Annotated in this window: 16 protein-coding genes; 14 read left to right on the top strand and 2 right to left on the bottom strand. The window is 58.6% G+C overall.

The window, feature by feature from the left end; genetic code table 11:
• Position 1 precedes the first annotated feature (1 nt).
• From GYA95_RS03000 to rfbA, 12 genes are all read left to right on the top strand, one after another.
• The gene (locus tag GYA95_RS03000; RefSeq protein ID WP_043935427.1) at positions 2-784 is read left to right on the top strand and encodes an AglZ/HisF2 family acetamidino modification protein; all 783 of its coding nucleotides are present in this window, start codon (positions 2-4) and stop codon (positions 782-784) included.
• 31 nt (positions 785-815) lie between these two features.
• A complete protein-coding gene (locus tag GYA95_RS03005) occupies positions 816-1,850 on the top strand; it encodes a polysaccharide biosynthesis protein (RefSeq protein WP_015269325.1) in 1,035 nt (344 codons plus the stop codon).
• Positions 1,851-1,853: 3 nt separating this feature from the next.
• Entirely contained in the window at positions 1,854-2,966 is a 1,113-nt protein-coding gene (gene wbjC, locus GYA95_RS03010) for a UDP-2-acetamido-2,6-beta-L-arabino-hexul-4-ose reductase (protein ID WP_015269326.1), read from the top strand.
• 27 nt (positions 2,967-2,993) lie between these two features.
• The gene (wecB, locus tag GYA95_RS03015) at positions 2,994-4,124 is read left to right on the top strand and encodes a non-hydrolyzing UDP-N-acetylglucosamine 2-epimerase (protein ID WP_015269327.1); all 1,131 of its coding nucleotides are present in this window, start codon (positions 2,994-2,996) and stop codon (positions 4,122-4,124) included.
• A 13-nt stretch (positions 4,125-4,137) separates the two neighbouring features.
• The gene (locus GYA95_RS03020) at positions 4,138-5,391 is read left to right on the top strand and encodes a glycosyltransferase family 4 protein (RefSeq protein ID WP_015269328.1); all 1,254 of its coding nucleotides are present in this window, start codon (positions 4,138-4,140) and stop codon (positions 5,389-5,391) included.
• Positions 5,388-6,353: a UDP-glucose 4-epimerase family protein gene (locus tag GYA95_RS03025; RefSeq protein ID WP_015269329.1), complete on the top strand. Its 966-nt coding sequence runs from the start codon at positions 5,388-5,390 to the stop codon at positions 6,351-6,353. Before GYA95_RS03020 ends, GYA95_RS03025 begins: the two co-directional genes overlap by 4 nt.
• Positions 6,350-7,369 (top strand): MraY family glycosyltransferase, encoded by a 1,020-nt coding sequence (locus tag GYA95_RS03030; protein ID WP_015269330.1) that lies wholly within the window; start codon positions 6,350-6,352, stop codon positions 7,367-7,369. Before GYA95_RS03025 ends, GYA95_RS03030 begins: the two co-directional genes overlap by 4 nt.
• Positions 7,370-7,419: 50 nt before the next feature.
• Positions 7,420-9,417, top strand: coding sequence for a polysaccharide biosynthesis protein (locus GYA95_RS03035; protein ID WP_015269331.1), 1,998 nt, complete (start codon positions 7,420-7,422; stop codon positions 9,415-9,417).
• A gap of 182 nt (positions 9,418-9,599) precedes the next feature.
• Positions 9,600-10,142 (top strand): dTDP-4-dehydrorhamnose 3,5-epimerase, encoded by a 543-nt coding sequence (gene rfbC / locus GYA95_RS03040; RefSeq protein ID WP_015269332.1) that lies wholly within the window; start codon positions 9,600-9,602, stop codon positions 10,140-10,142.
• Positions 10,143-10,268: 126 nt separating this feature from the next.
• The gene (gene rfbB, locus GYA95_RS03045; RefSeq protein WP_015269333.1) at positions 10,269-11,339 is read left to right on the top strand and encodes a dTDP-glucose 4,6-dehydratase; all 1,071 of its coding nucleotides are present in this window, start codon (positions 10,269-10,271) and stop codon (positions 11,337-11,339) included.
• Positions 11,336-12,232 carry a dTDP-4-dehydrorhamnose reductase gene (gene rfbD, locus GYA95_RS03050; protein ID WP_015269334.1) on the top strand — a complete coding sequence of 299 codons (897 nt, stop codon included), beginning with the start codon at positions 11,336-11,338 and terminating at the stop codon, positions 12,230-12,232. The genes rfbB and rfbD overlap by 4 nt, the downstream gene beginning before the upstream one ends.
• Before the next feature lie 5 nt (positions 12,233-12,237).
• Positions 12,238-13,119 carry a glucose-1-phosphate thymidylyltransferase RfbA gene (gene rfbA, locus GYA95_RS03055; RefSeq protein ID WP_043936075.1) on the top strand — a complete coding sequence of 294 codons (882 nt, stop codon included), beginning with the start codon at positions 12,238-12,240 and terminating at the stop codon, positions 13,117-13,119.
• A gap of 193 nt (positions 13,120-13,312) precedes the next feature.
• Here the strand turns inward: rfbA and wecB (GYA95_RS03060) are convergent, their stop codons facing one another.
• Positions 13,313-14,473: a non-hydrolyzing UDP-N-acetylglucosamine 2-epimerase gene (gene wecB / locus GYA95_RS03060; RefSeq protein ID WP_015269336.1), complete on the bottom strand. Its 1,161-nt coding sequence runs from the start codon at positions 14,471-14,473 to the stop codon at positions 13,313-13,315.
• A 538-nt stretch (positions 14,474-15,011) separates the two neighbouring features.
• Here wecB (GYA95_RS03060) and GYA95_RS03065 point away from each other — a divergent pair.
• Positions 15,012-15,347 (top strand): ComEA family DNA-binding protein, encoded by a 336-nt coding sequence (locus tag GYA95_RS03065; protein ID WP_024086485.1) that lies wholly within the window; start codon positions 15,012-15,014, stop codon positions 15,345-15,347.
• Positions 15,348-15,575: 228 nt separating this feature from the next.
• Here the strand turns inward: GYA95_RS03065 and GYA95_RS03070 are convergent, their stop codons facing one another.
• A complete protein-coding gene (locus tag GYA95_RS03070) occupies positions 15,576-15,743 on the bottom strand; it encodes a DUF2897 family protein (RefSeq protein ID WP_010952850.1) in 168 nt (55 codons plus the stop codon).
• Between the two features lie 181 nt (positions 15,744-15,924).
• Between GYA95_RS03070 and pyrF the strand changes: the two genes are divergently transcribed.
• A complete protein-coding gene (gene pyrF, locus GYA95_RS03075; protein WP_015269338.1) occupies positions 15,925-16,626 on the top strand; it encodes an orotidine-5'-phosphate decarboxylase in 702 nt (233 codons plus the stop codon).
• Positions 16,627-16,665 lie beyond the last annotated feature (39 nt).

Here is a 16,665-nt window from a genome sequence, read left to right on the forward strand (position 1 = left end):
AATGCTAAGACCCCGGATCATTCCATGCCTGCTCATCCAAGACGGTGGGCTGGTGAAGACGGTCAAATTCAAGGACCCGAAATACGTCGGAGATCCCATCAATGCGGTGAAGATCTTCAATGAAAAGGAAGCCGATGAACTGATCGTGATTGATATCGACGCCACTGCTAATGGCGTCGAGCCCAACTATATCCAGATCGCCAAGCTTGCAGCCGAGTGCCGCATGCCACTGTGCTACGGCGGGGGGATCCGCACCGCAGAACAAGCCAAGAAGATCATCCAGTTGGGTGTCGAGAAGGTGGCGATCAGTTCAGCCGCGCTCGAAAACCCTCAGCTTGTTACCCAGATTGCCGAGGAGATTGGCAGTCAGAGCGTGGTGGTGGTGTTGGACCACAAGTCGCGCCTGTTGAGCAAGCACCAGGAAGTGTGGACTCACAACGGCACGCGCAACACCAAGCGCAATGTCGTCGAAGTGGCACAAGAGCTGGAAAAGCTTGGCGCAGGGGAGATCGTCCTCAACTCCATCGAGAACGACGGGAAGATGAAGGGCTATGACCTCGATCTGGCCAGCAAGCTGCGTGCCGCCGTACATATCCCAATCACCATCCTGGGCGGCGGTGGCTCGCTCGAAGATATGGCCAGCGTGGTCAAGACATGCGGTGTAGTCGGTGTGGCGGCAGGCAGCTTCTTTGTGTTCAAGGGCGCCTATCGAGCCGTGCTGATCAGCTACCCCAGTGCCCAGCAGAAAGACGACATCATTTATTCCGCTCTACGAGCGCGCTAATTTCCAACCCGCGTTGCAAGGGTCAGATCATATGTTTAAAGGTAAGAAACTTCTCATCACAGGCGGCACCGGGTCTTTCGGCAACGCGGTCCTAAAGCGGTTTCTCGATAGTGACATTGCTGAAGTCCGTATTTTCAGCCGCGATGAGAAGAAACAGGACGACATGCGCAAGCGCTATGACAGTGCCAAGCTGAAGTTCTACATCGGTGATGTCCGCGACTACCAGAGCGTGCTCAATGCCACGCGAGGGGTCGACTACATCTTCCATGCGGCCGCGTTGAAGCAGGTGCCCTCCTGCGAGTTCCACCCGATGGAGGCTGTGAAGACCAACGTCCTCGGCACCGAGAACGTCCTTGAAGCAGCGATCCAGAACGAAGTGCAGCGTGTGGTCTGCCTCAGTACCGACAAGGCGGTATACCCCATCAATGCCATGGGTATTTCCAAAGCCATGATGGAAAAGGTCATGGTGGCCAAGTCGCGTAACCTCGACCAGACCAAGACGGTCATTTGCGGAACGCGCTACGGCAACGTCATGGCATCGCGCGGGTCGGTGATTCCGCTGTTCATCGAGCAGGTTCGCGCAGGCAAGCCATTGTCGATCACAGACCCGAACATGACTCGTTTCATGATGACGCTGGCTGACGCTGTCGATCTGGTTTTGTATGCCTTTGAGCACGGTAACAACGGTGACCTGTTCGTACAGAAAGCACCTGCTGCGACGGTCGAAACCTTGGCCATTGCATTGACCTCGCTGCTTGGCAAGCCCGAGCACCCTGTGCAGGTTATCGGTACCCGTCATGGCGAAAAACTATACGAGGCCCTGCTCAGTCGCGAAGAGATGGCCTGTGCCGATGACATGGGCAACTACTTCCGTGTACCGCCAGACCTGCGCGATCTGAACTACAGCAAGTTCGTTGAGCAAGGTGAAGAAAAGATCTCCCGAACTGAAGATTACAATTCGCACAACACCGAACGCCTGGATGTTACAGGCATGCAGGAACTGCTGCTCAAGCTCGAATTCATCCAGGCCATCCAGCGTGGCGAACATGCTACTCCGGAGGAGTGACTGATGAAGGTTCTGGTTACTGGCGGCAATGGCTTTATCGCACGCAACCTGCTGGTTCATCTCAAGGAACGTAAGGACATTGAGGTGAGCCTGTTTGTCCGTGGCGATGACCTGGGCACCTTGAACCGCAAGGTCGCCGAAGCGGATTGCATCTTCCATCTGGCAGGTGTGAATCGCCCCCAGGACCCCGCGGAGTTCGATAGCGGCAACAGCGAACTTACCCAGCAGCTGTGTGATGCGGTCAAGGCTTCCGGCCGCAAGATACCGGTGGTGTATTCGTCATCCGTCCAGGCGGAGCGTGATAACCCATATGGTGTCAGCAAGCTCGCGGCTGAGCGGGCCTTGACGACCTTGGGCCAGCAGAACGAAAGCCCTGTTTACATTTTCCGGCTGCCCAACGTATTCGGGAAATGGGCGCGACCGAACTACAACTCGGCCGTTGCGACCTTCTGCCATAACATTGCTCACGACTTACCCATCCAGATTCACGACGAATCTGCGGCATTGAACCTGGTCTACGTAGACGATGTGGTCAGAAAGTTCCTCGCCATCATGGATGGTGAGGTAGTAAGCAGCGGCCTGGTGGATGTCGAGCCAGTTTACAGCACCACCGTAGGCGAACTGGCCGAGCAGGTACGCCGCTTCCGTGCCAGCCGCTCTACGCTGGTTACCGAGAACGTGGGTGTTGGCCTGGTCAGGGCGTTGTACTCCACGTACTTGAGCTACCTGCCACCTGCAGCATTCACCTATGAAGTGCCCAAGTACGGCGACCCGCGTGGCGTTTTCGTGGAAATGCTGAAAACCCCCGAAGCCGGGCAGTTTTCCTTCTTCACCGCGCACCCGGGCATCACTCGTGGCGGTCATTATCATCACTCGAAAACCGAGAAGTTTCTGGTCATCAAAGGCAAAGCCAACTTCCGCTTCCGTCAGGTAGTGACAGGCGAGTTTTACGAGCTTCAGACCAGCGGTGAATCACCGACCATTGTCGAGACGGTACCAGGCTGGACCCACGACATCACCAATATCGGTGATGACGAGATGATCGTCATGCTTTGGGCCAATGAAATCTTTGACCGTGAACACCCGGACACCTATGCACTGCCGGTCTGCCCTTGAGCCGGCTGGCCCAGGAATGAGAATTGTATGAAAAAGCTCAAAATCGTCACCGTTGTTGGAACACGCCCAGAAATCATTCGCTTGTCCCGGGTCTTGAGTGCGCTCGATGAACACTGTGAACATGTGCTGGTGCACACCGGGCAGAATTACGACTACGAACTGAACGAGATCTTTTTCCAGGATCTTGGCATTCGCAAGCCGGATCACTTTCTGAACGCTGCCGGCGCTTCCGGCGCCGAAACCATCGGTAATGTGATTATTGCAGTGGACCGCGTGCTGGCCGAGGTGAATCCCGAGGCCTTGCTGGTACTGGGCGACACCAACAGCTGCATGGCTGTGATCTCGGCCAAGCGCCGCAAGATCCCTACCTTCCACATGGAGGCTGGCAACCGCTGTTTCGACATGCGCGTGCCCGAAGAGATCAACCGCCGTATCGTGGATCACACTGCTGACATCAACCTTACCTACAGCACCATCGCGCGTGACTACCTGTTACGCGAAGGATTGCCAGCCGATCGCGTGATCAAGACCGGCAGCCCTATGTTCGAAGTGCTCAACCATTACCGCGACGGCATAGAGGCGTCCGATGTGCTTGAGCGGCTTGGGCTTGAGGCGGGTAAGTTCTTTGTGGTCAGTGCGCACCGCGAAGAAAATATCGATTCCGACAAAAACTTCCTCAAGTTGGTCGACACACTCAATACTGTTGCCGAACAATTCGATCTGCCGGTTATTGTTTCTACCCACCCTCGCACCCAAAAGCGCGTCGATGCGATGGGGGTTACTTTCCATGCCAATGTACGCTTGCTGAAGCCCCTGGGTTTCAAGGACTACAACAAGCTGCAGCTCACCTCCAAGGCGGTGCTGTCCGATAGCGGCACCATCAACGAAGAGGCATCGATCCTCAACTTCCCGGCCTTGAACATCCGCGAGGCTCATGAGCGCCCGGAAGGCATGGAAGAAACGGCTGCGATGATGGTCGGGCTTGAGGCCGAGCGGGTCATGCAGGGGCTGAGCATTCTCGAAAGTCAATTGCGCGGCGAGCAGCGCAGCCTGCGATTGGTGGCTGACTACAGCATGCCGAACGTTTCGGACAAGGTGGTCCGCATCGTTCACAGCTACACCGACTACGTTAACCGCACAGTATGGAAACGGTACTGAACCCGTGGAAGGTATGCCTGAGAAGAAACTGAAAGTGTTGGTGGTCAGCCAGTATTTCTGGCCAGAGAACATGCGTATCAATGATATGGTCCGTGACCTCACGGAAAAGGGCCACGAAGTCACAGTGCTGACGGCTTGGCCAAACTACCCCGAGGGCAGGGTTTTCCAGCGATACAAGGATAATCCAGGGCAGTTCTCTAACTACGAAGGAGCTGAAGTCGTCAGGGTGCCACTGGTACCCCGTGGCAAGCGCAGTATCCAGTTAGTACTCAACTACCTTTCATTCGTACTTTCGGCATCTGTGCTAGGGCCACTCAAGCTCAGAGGCAAACAGTTCGATGCCATATTCGTTTATGCGGTGTCGCCGATCCTTGCCGCGATTCCGGCAGTGGTGCTCCGCCGCCTGAAGCGCGCGCCGTTGTTTATCTGGGTGCTCGACTTGTGGCCGGAAACGCTGCGCGCGGTGAATGTCATCCATAACCCCAAAGTGTTGGAGCTGGTGGGTTTGGCTGTGTCCTGGATCTACAACCGCACCGATTACCTGTTGTTGCAGTCTCACGGCTTTTTCGACAACGTGCGCCGTTACTGCACAAAGCCCATCGATGCAGATCGCCTGGTGTACTTCCCAAGCTGGGCGGAAGATGATTTTTCGGTGCAGCTGCTTGAGCCTTCGAAGCTGGTTAAACCCGATGATGCGACCTTCACCGTGGTGTTTGCCGGTAACCTCGGGGAAGCACAGGATTTTCCGGCAATTCTCGATGCCGCAGAGGCGTTGCGCGGCCAGGTTTCGGTGCGCTGGGTGATCGTTGGGGATGGTCGTATGAGTAGCTGGCTCGAAGAGCAGGTACGCAGCCGGGGGTTGGACAACATATTGCTGCTCGGACGTCATCCGTTAGAAGAAATGCCGCCGCTGTTCGCACAGGCTGATGCCTTGTTGGTGTCCCTGCGTACCAATGACGTCTTCGAGAAGACTATCCCCGGCAAGGTTCAGGCATACCTGGCATCCGGCCGCCCGATACTCGGCATGATCAACGGCGAGGCCGCGCGAGTGATCGAGGCATCGGGGGCTGGGTTTGCGTGCGAGTCAGGCAATGGCCGCGAGTTGGCCAGTATCACCCGGCAACTGGCTGAGTTGCCTGTTGCGCAACGCCAACAGATGGGAGCGGCGGGGCGGCAATATTACGAACAGGAATTTGCCCGGCCCGCACTATTGGCGCGCCTGGAACGCCTTTTTAGCAGTGCCACTTTGAGAAGGTCAGGACGATGAGCCACAAGGTTTTTCTTACCGGTGCCAGCGGTTTCGTCGGGAGTGCGATTCTGCGCAGGCTCGTGGCAGACGGGACGCCAGTGATTGCTGCTGTCAGGCAGGGGGGCGCGGCGCCGTCGGCGCTGGTACGAAGCGTAATGTTCCAGTCGTTTGAGCAGGACAACGACTGGGGTGGAGCGCTGGCTGAATGCGACGTCGTGGTCCATAGTGCGGCGCGTGTTCATGTCATGAACGACACCGAGACCGACCCCTTGGCAGCCTTTCGCCGAGTTAACGTAGAAGGGACACTGGCGCTGGCCCGCCAGGCCATTGCTGCTGGAGTCAAACGGTTTGTGTTCATCAGTTCGATCAAGGTGAACGGTGAAGGTACCCAGCCTGGCAGGCCTTATTCCGCCAGTGACACCCCTCGGCCGCAAGATCCGTATGGCGTTTCCAAACTGGAAGCTGAGACAGCATTGCAGGCATTGGCCCGGGAATCTGGCCTTGAGGTGGTAATCGTGCGCCCAGTGCTGGTATACGGACCAGGCGTGAAGGCCAATTTCCTTAACATGATGCGCTGGCTCGATCGGGGTATACCGTTACCATTTGGTGCCATAAACAATCGACGAAGCCTGGTAGCCTTGGAGAATCTGGTTGATCTGGTGGTTACTTGCATTGGCCACGCAGCAGCAGCCAACCAGGTATTTCTGGTCAGCGATGGGGAGGACCTGTCTACCACCGAACTACTGCGTCGAATGGGGATGGCGCTCGGCAAGCCTGCGCGCTTGTTGCCTGTTCCGGAGGGCCTGCTGAGTGCCGGTGCCAAAGCGCTCGGCAAAGGCAGTTTGTCCCAGCGCCTGTGCGGGTCATTGCAGGTGGATATCAAGAAAACGCGCGATTTGCTCGGCTGGTGTCCGCCGGTAAAGGTGGATGCTGCGCTTCGAGCTGCCGCTAGGCACTACCAGGAATACGATAGGAAATGATGCTTTTGTGGTTTCTTCCAGCCATTTTGATTATGTCACTCGTAATGACCGCGGGTCTGCGCCGCTATGCGCTGGCGCGTAGTGTGATCGATGTGCCCAATGCGCGGAGCTCGCATACGGTCCCTACACCAAGGGGCGGTGGCGTGGCTATCGTCCTGACATTCCTGCTGGCCATGGTTGGCCTCATGCTGTCAGGTGCAGAGCAGATCAGGATACTCTTGGCGCTCGGTGGGGCTGGAGCATTGATCGCGGTTATCGGCTTCATGGATGACCATGGTCACATTGCTGCCCGCTGGCGACTGCTTGGGCATTTCATCGCCGCAGCCTGGATGCTTGGCTGGTTGGGTGGGTTGCCCCCTCTGCTGCTGTTCGGCTGGACGCTGGACTTGGGGTGGTTGGGCGGCGCGTTGGCTGCGTTCTACCTGGTGTGGTTGCTTAACCTGTACAACTTCATGGATGGCATCGATGGCATCGCCAGCATCGAAGCCATTACCGCTTGCTTGGGCGCTGCGTGGCTTTACTGGCTCGGTGGCCTCAGTGGTGCCGCTATGCTGCCGTTGCTGTTGGCGGCTGCTGTGGCAGGCTTCCTGTACTGGAATTTCCCACCGGCAAAAATTTTCATGGGCGACGCTGGCAGTGGCTTCATTGGCATCGTTCTGGGCGGGCTGTCGCTACAGGCCGCCTGGGTTTCGCCGCCGATGTTCTGGTGTTGGCTGATTTTGCTCGGCGTATTCATCGTCGATGCTACCTACACGCTGGTCAGACGCTCGTTGCGGGGTGATAAGGTATACGAGGCGCACCGCAGCCATGCTTATCAGTTTGCGTCCCGCAAGTATGGCAAGCACTTGCCTGTTACGCTTACCGTGGCAGTGCTCAACCTTTGCTGGCTATTGCCGGTTGCGTATTGCGTTGTGCAGTTTGGCTTGGATGGCGCATTGGGTGTGGTCATCGCCTATGTACCGTTGGTCGCCCTTGCGGTTCGATATCGTGCGGGCGACCTGGAAGACCAACGCTAGCGTTGGGTATAGCGTTTCGCTTAGGTAATGTGGAAGCCTTCAGAGGAATTATGGATAAGGTGCGTACAAAGCTGCTAGCTCTGCCACGGCGGCATAAAAGGCTGTTGCAGGTGATAACTGATATCGTGCTGATATGGGTTGCCTTGTGGCTGGCTTTTGTCGTGCGACTGGGCCTCGACGAGATGGCCAACCCGATCATTGATCACTCATGGCTCTTCGCGTGCGCGCCCGTGGTTGCGATCCCGCTGTTTATCCGTTTCGGCCTCTATCGCGCCGTAATGCGTTACTTCGGTAACGATGCGCTGATTGCCATCATCAAAGCCGTCACACTTTCAGCTTTGATTCTCGGTTTCATCATCTATTGGGCGAGCAACCATCAGAATGTGGTGCCACGCTCGATTACTTTCAACTACTGGTGGCTTAGCCTGATCCTTGTGGGCGGGCTACGTTTAGCCATGCGACAGTATTTTCTCGGCGACTGGTTCACCGCCGCAGTTCAGCATGTTCCATTCGCCAGTCGTGACGATGGCCTGCCTAAGGTTGCCATTTATGGCGCTGGTACAGCAGGCAATCAGCTCGTAGCGGCGCTGCGCATGGACAAAGTCATGCGCCCGGTCGCGTTCATCGATGATGATTCTAGTCTTACCGACCGTGTGATCGCTGGCCTGCAGGTATATCACCCGGAGCAATTGCAATGCCTGATCGATGTAACGGGTGCTCAGGAAATCCTTTTGGCAATCCCTTCTTCCACGCGTACACGTCGTCGGGAGATCCTTAACTTCCTGGAGGGCTTTCCGCTGCATGTCCGCACAGTTCCCGGCTTTATGGACCTGGCTAGCGGCAGGGTGACGGTGGACGACATCCGGGAAGTGGACATTGCTGACTTGCTGGGCCGTGATGCCGTGCCTGCGCAATCAGACCTGCTGGAACGCTGCATTGTCGAACAGACCGTGATGGTGACCGGTGCCGGTGGTTCGATCGGCTCGGAACTGTGCCGACAGATTCTGGGCCAGGCGCCGAAAACCTTGCTGCTGTTCGAGCACAGCGAGTTCAACTTGTACAGCATCCTCTCCGAACTCGAGCAGCGCATAGCGCGCGAATCGCTGTCGGTGTGCCTGGTACCAATCCTGGGTTCGGTCCGCAACCAGCCGCAACTGTTCGATATAATGAAAACCTGGCGGGTCGACACCGTCTATCACGCCGCCGCCTACAAGCACGTGCCGATGGTGGAGCACAACATCGCCGAAGGCCTGATGAACAACGTCATCGGCACCCTGCACACCGCCCAGGCTGCGCTGCAGGCTGGCGTTGCCAACTTCGTGCTGATTTCTACCGACAAAGCTGTGCGTCCTACCAACGTGATGGGCAGCACCAAACGCTTGGCGGAAATGACCCTGCAAGCCCTTAGCCGGGAAATGGCGCCAGTGTTGTTCGGCGACAGCAGCAATGTCTCGCAGGTGAACAAGACACGCTTCACCATGGTTCGCTTCGGCAATGTGCTGGGCTCGTCGGGCTCGGTGATTCCGCTTTTCCACAAACAGATCAAGGCGGGTGGCCCGCTGACTGTCACCCACCCGAAGATCACTCGCTACTTCATGACTATCCCCGAAGCGGCGCAGCTGGTGATTCAGGCCGGCTCGATGGGCAAGGGTGGTGATGTGTTCGTGCTGGATATGGGCGAGCCGGTGAAGATTGTGGAGCTGGCTGAGAAGATGATTCACCTGTCCGGCTTCAGCGTGCGCTCCGAACGTAACCCAATGGGCGATATTGCCATCGAGTTCAGCGGTCTGCGGCCAGGTGAAAAGCTGTACGAGGAGCTGCTGATTGGCGATAACGTGATCGCCACACGCCACCCGATGATCATGAGCGCCAACGAAGATTTCCTAGCCTGGGATATGCTCAAGGAAGCGCTGCGGCAATTGCTGGCGGCGGTGGCTGAAGATGATTTTGTGCGGGTACGACAGCTGTTGCGCGAAACTGTGAGCGGCTATTCGCCGGAAGGTGAGATTGTCGACTGGATTTACCAGCAGCGACGGCTGGAACCCTGATTCAGCTGCAGTGCGCGGGTTAGTCTTGCTTAAGGCTTAGAGGTATGCGCTTTCCCTGTGGGGCGGGGTTACCCGCGAATAATGCGACGCCGTATTTGCGCGGGTAAACCCGCTCCCACAGGGATAGTGAATGCCTACCCCAGCAATCTCCTGCCCCATGCTTTAACTTTCAAGGCCGTTGAATGAAAGCAACCCCTCTCGCAATACCCGAAGTACTCCTGCTCGAGCCAAACGTATTCACTGACGAACGTGGATTCTTCTTCGAAAGCTTCCACCACGCAGCTTTCGAACGTGCCGTAGGACGTCCCGTCAACTTCCTCCAAGACAACCACTCCAGCTCGCGCCAGCACGTCCTGCGTGGCTTGCACTATCAGATACACCAACCCCAAGGGAAACTGATAAGGGTAGTGGCTGGTGAAGTGTTCGATGTCGCGGTAGATCTGCGCCGTTCATCGCGTACCTTCGGCCGTTGGGTCGGTGCCCACCTTTCAGCACACAACAAGCATCAACTCTGGGTCCCGGAAGGTTTCGCGCACGGCTTCGTAGTGTTGTCCGACCATGCGGAATTCCTGTACAAGACCACGGCTTACTACGCCCCCAAATTCGAACGTTGCCTAGCCTGGAATGACCCAGCGGTCGGCATTCAATGGCCTATCGAGCATCCATTCCTGTCAGGCAAGGACCAATTGGGCAAAGCGCTGCAAGAGCTGGACTGCTTCGATTGAGCGAAGTAACCCGCGCGGCCATGGTCGGGTGCCATATTGATATCACCTCTCGCTCTCTGATCAATCGCCGACAGGCTAGAATCCAGAAGGTGGGGGAACAGAAGACGACAGCGGAAGCAGACAAATATGACCATTCTGGTAACCGGCGGTGCAGGCTTTATCGGCGCGAACTTCGTGCTGGACTGGCTGGCCGGCAATGACGAGCCCGTGGTCAATCTCGACAAACTCACCTACGCAGGCAACCTGCAGACCCTTAGCAGCCTGCAAGACGACGCGCGGCACATTTTCGTGCATGGCGACATTGGTGATTCCGCGCTGGTTGAACAGCTGCTGAAAACCCACCAGCCGCGCGCCATCGTCAACTTTGCCGCCGAGTCGCACGTCGACCGCTCGATTCACGGCCCGGAAGACTTCATCGAAACCAACATCGTCGGCACCTTCCGCCTGCTGGAAGCGGTACGCGCGTATTGGGGGGGCCTGGATGAGCCGGCGCGCAAGGCTTTTCGCTTCCTTCATGTGTCCACCGACGAAGTTTACGGTTCGTTGGCCGCCGGCGAACCGGCCTTTACCGAAACCCACCAGTACCAGCCCAACAGCCCGTACTCGGCCAGCAAGGCCGCCAGCGACCATCTGGTGCGCTCGTACCACCACACCTACGGCCTGCCGGTGCTGACCACCAACTGCTCGAACAACTACGGCCCTTACCACTTCCCGGAAAAGCTCATCCCGCTGATGATCGTCAACGCCCTGGCCGGCAAACCGCTGCCGGTATACGGCGACGGCCAGCAGATTCGCGACTGGCTGTACGTCAAGGACCACTGCAGCGCCATCCGCTGCGTGCTGGAAGCCGGCAAGACCGGCGAGGTGTACAACGTGGGCGGCTGGAACGAAAAGCCCAACCTGGAAATCGTCAACCGCGTGTGCGCCCTGCTGGACGAACTGCGCCCTCGCGCCGACGGCAAGCCTTACGCCGAGCAGATCACTTACGTGACCGACCGCCCAGGCCATGACCGCCGCTACGCCATCGACGCCCGCAAGCTCGAGCGCGAAATGGGCTGGAAGCCTGCCGAAACCTTCGAAACCGGCATTCGCAAGACCGTGGCCTGGTACCTCGACAACCAGGAGTGGGTGCAGAACGTACAGTCCGGCAGCTACCGCGACTGGGTCGAGAAAAACTACGCAGGGCGCTCGGCATGAAGATTCTGCTACTGGGCAAAGACGGCCAGGTAGGTTGGGAGCTGCAACGCAGCCTGGCCCCGCTGGGCCAGGTGTTGGCACTCAATTCCCGCAGCCAGGCGCACTGCGGCGACCTGGCCAATCTGCCGGGCCTGGCCGAAACCGTGCGCGCCTACGCCCCCGATGTAATCGTCAACGCCGCCGCCTACACTGCCGTGGACAAGGCGGAGAGCGACCGCGAACAAGCCTTCAAGGTAAACGCCGAAGCCGTCGGCGTGCTGGCCCGCGCCGCCGCCGGCTGCGGAGCATTGCTGGTGCATTACTCCACCGATTACGTGTTCCCAGGGCAGGGCACTCAAGCCTGGCGCGAAGACGACAGCGTCGGCCCACTGAATGCCTATGGCGAAAGCAAGCTGGCCGGCGAACAGGCCATCCAGGCCGCCGGTTGCCAGCACCTGATCTTCCGAACCTGCTGGGTGTATGCCGCACGCGGCAACAACTTCGCCAAGACCATGCTGCGTCTGGCTGCGGAACGCGACAGCCTGGGCGTGATCGACGACCAGTACGGCGCCCCGACCGGTGCCGAACTGATCGCCGACATCACCGCCCACGCCATCACCGCCACCCGCCGCGACCCGGCCCTGGCCGGCCTGTACCACCTGGCGGCGGCCGGCGAAACCACCTGGTGCGGCTACGCCCGTTACGTGCTGGAGCAGGCAGTGGCCCTGGGTGTGCCATTGAAAGCTCACCCCGAACAGGTCAACCCGTTGACCACCGAAGCCTACCCGACCCCGGCCAAGCGGCCGGCCAACTCGCGTCTGGACACCCATAAACTGCGGCAAGCCTTCGCCCTGACCCTGCCAGACTGGCGCCTGGGTGTGGCTCGCATGCTTACGGAAATACACGAGAAATGACCACTCTGAAGCGTAAAGGCATCATTCTGGCGGGCGGGTCGGGTACCCGTCTGCACCCCGCGACCCTGGCTATTTCCAAGCAGCTGCTGCCGGTTTACGACAAGCCGATGATCTACTACCCGCTGACCACCCTGATGCTGGCGGGTATCCAGGACATCCTGATCATCTCCACCCCGCAGGACACCCCGCGTTTCGAGCAACTGCTGGGCGATGGCCACCAGTGGGGCATCAACATCAGTTACGCCGTGCAGTCCTCGCCAGATGGGTTGGCCCAGGCCTTTTTGATTGGCGAAGGCTTCATCGGCAAGGCACCCACGGCGCTAGTGTTGGGTGACAATATCTATTACGGCCATGACTTCCAGCAGTTGCTGCGCAATGCCATGGAGCGTAAAGGGAGCGCTAGTGTATTCGCCTACCATGTGCAAGACCCTGAGCGTTACGGTGTGGTTGAGTTCGACGGGCAGGGCAATGCGATCAGCCTGGAAGAGAAACCGGCGAAACCCAAGTCTAACTATGCCGTGACCGGGTTGTACTTCTATGACAACGACGTGATCGAGATTGCCAAGGGGGTCCGACCGTCTGGGCGGGGCGAGCTGGAGATCACTGATGTGAACCGCACCTACCTAGAGCAGCACCGGTTGTCGGTGGAGATCATGGGGCGCGGGTATGCCTGGCTGGATACCGGGACGCATGATTCGTTGCTGGAGGCTAGTGGGTATATCGCAACAATTGAGCGGCGGCAGGGGTTGAAGGTGGCTTGTCCGGAAGAGGTGGCGTTCCGACAGGGGTGGATTGGGGCGGAGCAGCTACTCAAGCTGGCTGAACCGTTGGCTAAGAATGGGTATGGGCAGTATCTGAAGAGGTTGGTGCAGGATAAGGTTTATTGAGAGTGCATGTAACCGCTTCACGCTCAACACAATCTTCCAGCTTGGTCAGGGGAATTGGCAAGGGAGGGCTTCGTAGCTGCGCCAACGTATTTGGAGCACCTGCCAATGCCGTCAGTGGCAAACCGTGCCGTTGCTGTTATGGAATTGTTCGCCAGAGAATTCCATCTAGTGGTTGATGGAGTGTATGGATCGATTAGTTAGCCTTGGGGGCCTTCTCATCATCCAGTGCAACGGCAAAATCAACAAGCGCCTCCACTATGCGCCCGCACGCCTCCCCATCCCCATACGGATTATGCGCCACGCTCATCTCCCGATACGCCCCCTCATCCGTCAGCAACCGAGCCAACTCTCCGACAATAGTCTCAACTTCCGTACCCACCAGCTTCACCGTCCCCGCTGCCACCGCCTCTGGCCGCTCCGTGGTATCGCGCATCACCAGCACCGGCTTACCCAGCGCCGGCGCTTCCTCCTGAATGCCCCCCGAGTCGGTCAAAATTACATACGCCCGGCTCATCAGATAAACGAACGGCAGGTAATCCAGTGGTTCGATCAGGTAGATATTCCCCACATCCGCCAGCAGCCGGTTGACCGGCTCGCGCACGTTGGGGTTGAGGTGCACCGGGTACACTACATCCACCTCCGGAAACTGGCGCGCCGTCTGTACCAAAGCCTGGCAGATGCGTTCGAAGCCACCGCCAAAGTTCTCGCGACGATGGCCTGTTACCAAAACCATGCGGCGGTTGGCAGCCAGGTAATCGAACTGGCGCTCGAACTGTGCCCTCAGCGCCGGGTTCTCCAGTTTGTGCACCACTTCCAGCAGGGCGTCGATCACAGTGTTGCCGGTGGTGAAGATGCTCGCCGGGTCGATGCCTTCCCTTAGCAGGTTGTCACGCGAGGTGGCGGTGGGGGCGAAGTGCAGGGCGGCCAGGGTGCCGGTAAGGCGCCGGTTGCCTTCCTCTGGCCAGGGTGAATACAGGTTATTGGTGCGCAGGCCGGCTTCTACATGGGCTATGGGTATTTGTTGGTAGTAGGCTGCCAGGCTGGTAGCAAAAGTGGTCGCGGTGTCGCCATGCACCAGCACCACATCGGGCTTGAATTCGGCCAGTACCGGCTGGATACCCCGCAAAATCCCGGTGGTCACGCCGGTCAGGTCCTGGCCGGGTTTCATGATGTTCAAGTCGTAATCGGGGGTGATATCGAACAGTTCCAGTACCTGGTCGAGCATTTGCCGGTGCTGGCCGGTGACGCACACGCGCGACTCGAAGCGGGCGTCCTGGGCGAGTTGCAGGGCAAGGGGGGCCATCTTGATGGCTTCTGGACGGGTGCCAAATACGGTGAGGGTCTTGAGGGGCACGGCGGTGATCCTCTTGCTGGACGGGCTGGTACGGGTGGGCCAAAAGGGGCCGGGCAGGCGCGCGGAGACTGGCCTTGTGGACGGGCCGGGAGCGAGGGCAAGCGGCGGGTGGGTGAGGGCATGCAGCTTGGGTCCTTCAAGCAAACGGCTGTCCATTGCTCAAAAAATCTAGCAGTTGGTTCATGTGATGCCAGTTGGCGTAGGGGGGGATGGTCCGCTGGAGAGTGAGGTTGTTCCTGCTCAGGCCTTGTTCACCGGAGGTTGTAGGAATGTAGGCAGGTTTTGCTGTGAATGCGGCATCGGACAAACGGGTATTCGGCTACAGGCCGTGATGCATGGCGCCAATGCTCTCGGGCTGGGGTGGTGGAGGGAAAAGGCGATTGTTTTTTGGGTTGGCGAAGTTGGCTGGGTGATTGATCGATTTGGTAACCATTCGCCGATGATGGTAGCTGTTTCGATGTCGGGTTTGCCGCTAGGGTTGATTGCGCAGCTGAAGGAAACCGGCTGCTGGAAAATGACCAACCCAGGAGTATTCACCATGCGTAACAACGTTCTGTCGTACCTGCTGCTGCCGCTGTTCGCCAGCCTGTCCTTTTCCCTCAGCGCTGCCCCGGCCAGCACCACGGCGGTGGCCGAGCCGGTGCCGGTGGTAACCCAGCAGCAGGCCCAGCAGCCGCAGCGGCTGGACCTGAACACGGCTGATGCGCTTACTTTGCAGAAGGAGCTGAACGGGATAGGGAAGGCCAAGGCTGAGGCCATAGTGGCCTACCGGGAGGCCAATGGGCCGTTTGCTTCGGTGGATGAGCTGCTGGAGATCAAGGGGATTGGTAATGCGTTGCTGGAACGTAACCGGGACAAGGTGATGGTGGAATAAGGGGGAGGGGGCCGGGGGTTGTGTCCTGGCCCTGCCTTTCATGAAGATTCAATTCAGAGAACTTAATCCAAAAGCGGTCCGCGTACCCTGTGGGAGCGGCTTTAGCCGCGAAGAACCAAACGCGGTGCATGGCACCGGCTGCGCCGGTATTCGCGGCTAAAGCCGCTCCCACAGGGCCCAATGAGTTATGTATCAGCCGGTCAGACCGTGCCAGCGCCGACAGGCAGGCTAGCGGTCCTGCGCATCCTTGGCATCCGCTTCGGCATTGCGCTCATGCACCTTGCGCAGCTGTTCTTCGGTCAGTGGCAGTTTTTTTGCGGTGTCGCGCAGCAGCATCAGCCCGCCGACGATCGAGCCGAGGGCTATGATGAGTATCAGCCAGGCATACCAGGGCATTGTCGTTCTCCTTTGCTGGTGATGGGCAGCGCTTGTACAAATGTTGAGCAATTGCCCGTTCCGTTGGTTCAATTATAGGAGCCAGCCACTGCCGGGCCAATTCCGTGACCCGCGGGCCCCAAAGCCTGCGCCACTTCGTTTACAATGCGCGCCGTTTTCGACTTGCCAAGAGACCCTGCCCATGTCCGCCTGCCAGACGCCCCTGATCGTCGCCCTGGATTTCCCTACCCGTGAGGCCGCCCTGAAGCTGGCTGACCAGCTTGACCCTGCGCTGTGCCGGGTGAAGGTTGGCAAGGAGCTGTTCACCAGCAGTGCTTCGGGCATTGTCGAAACCCTGTGCGACAAGGGCTTCGAAGTGTTCCTGGACCTCAAGTTCCACGACATCCCCAACACCACCGCCATGGCGGTGAGGGCTGCGGCCGAGATGGGTGTGTGGATGGTGAACGTGCATTGCTCCGGTGGCCTGCGCATGATGGCGGCCTGCCGCGAAGAGCTGGCCAAGCGCAGCGGCCCGCAGCCGTTGCTGATTGGCGTGACTGTGCTGACCAGCATGGAGCGTGAAGACCTGGCCGGTATCGGCCTGGATGTCGACCCGCAAGAGCAGGTGCTGCGCCTGGCGGCGCTGGCCGAGAAGGCTGGCATGGACGGTTTGGTGTGCTCGGCTCTGGAAGCCCCGGCACTGAAGGCTGCGCACCCGTCGCTGCAACTGGTGACCCCGGGTATTCGCCCGGCGGGCAGTGCGCAGGATGACCAGCGCCGTATCCTCACCCCGCGCCAGGCACTGGATGCGGGTTCGGATTACCTGGTGATCGGCCGGCCGATCAGCCAGGCTGCCGACCCGGCGCAAGCGCTGGCTGCGGTAGTTGCTGAAATACGCGGCTGAACCTGACCAATGAAAAAGGGCTGCGATGCAGCCCTTTTT

This window comes from Pseudomonas asiatica (assembly GCF_009932335.1).
GTDB lineage: Bacteria > Pseudomonadota > Gammaproteobacteria > Pseudomonadales > Pseudomonadaceae > Aquipseudomonas > Aquipseudomonas asiatica.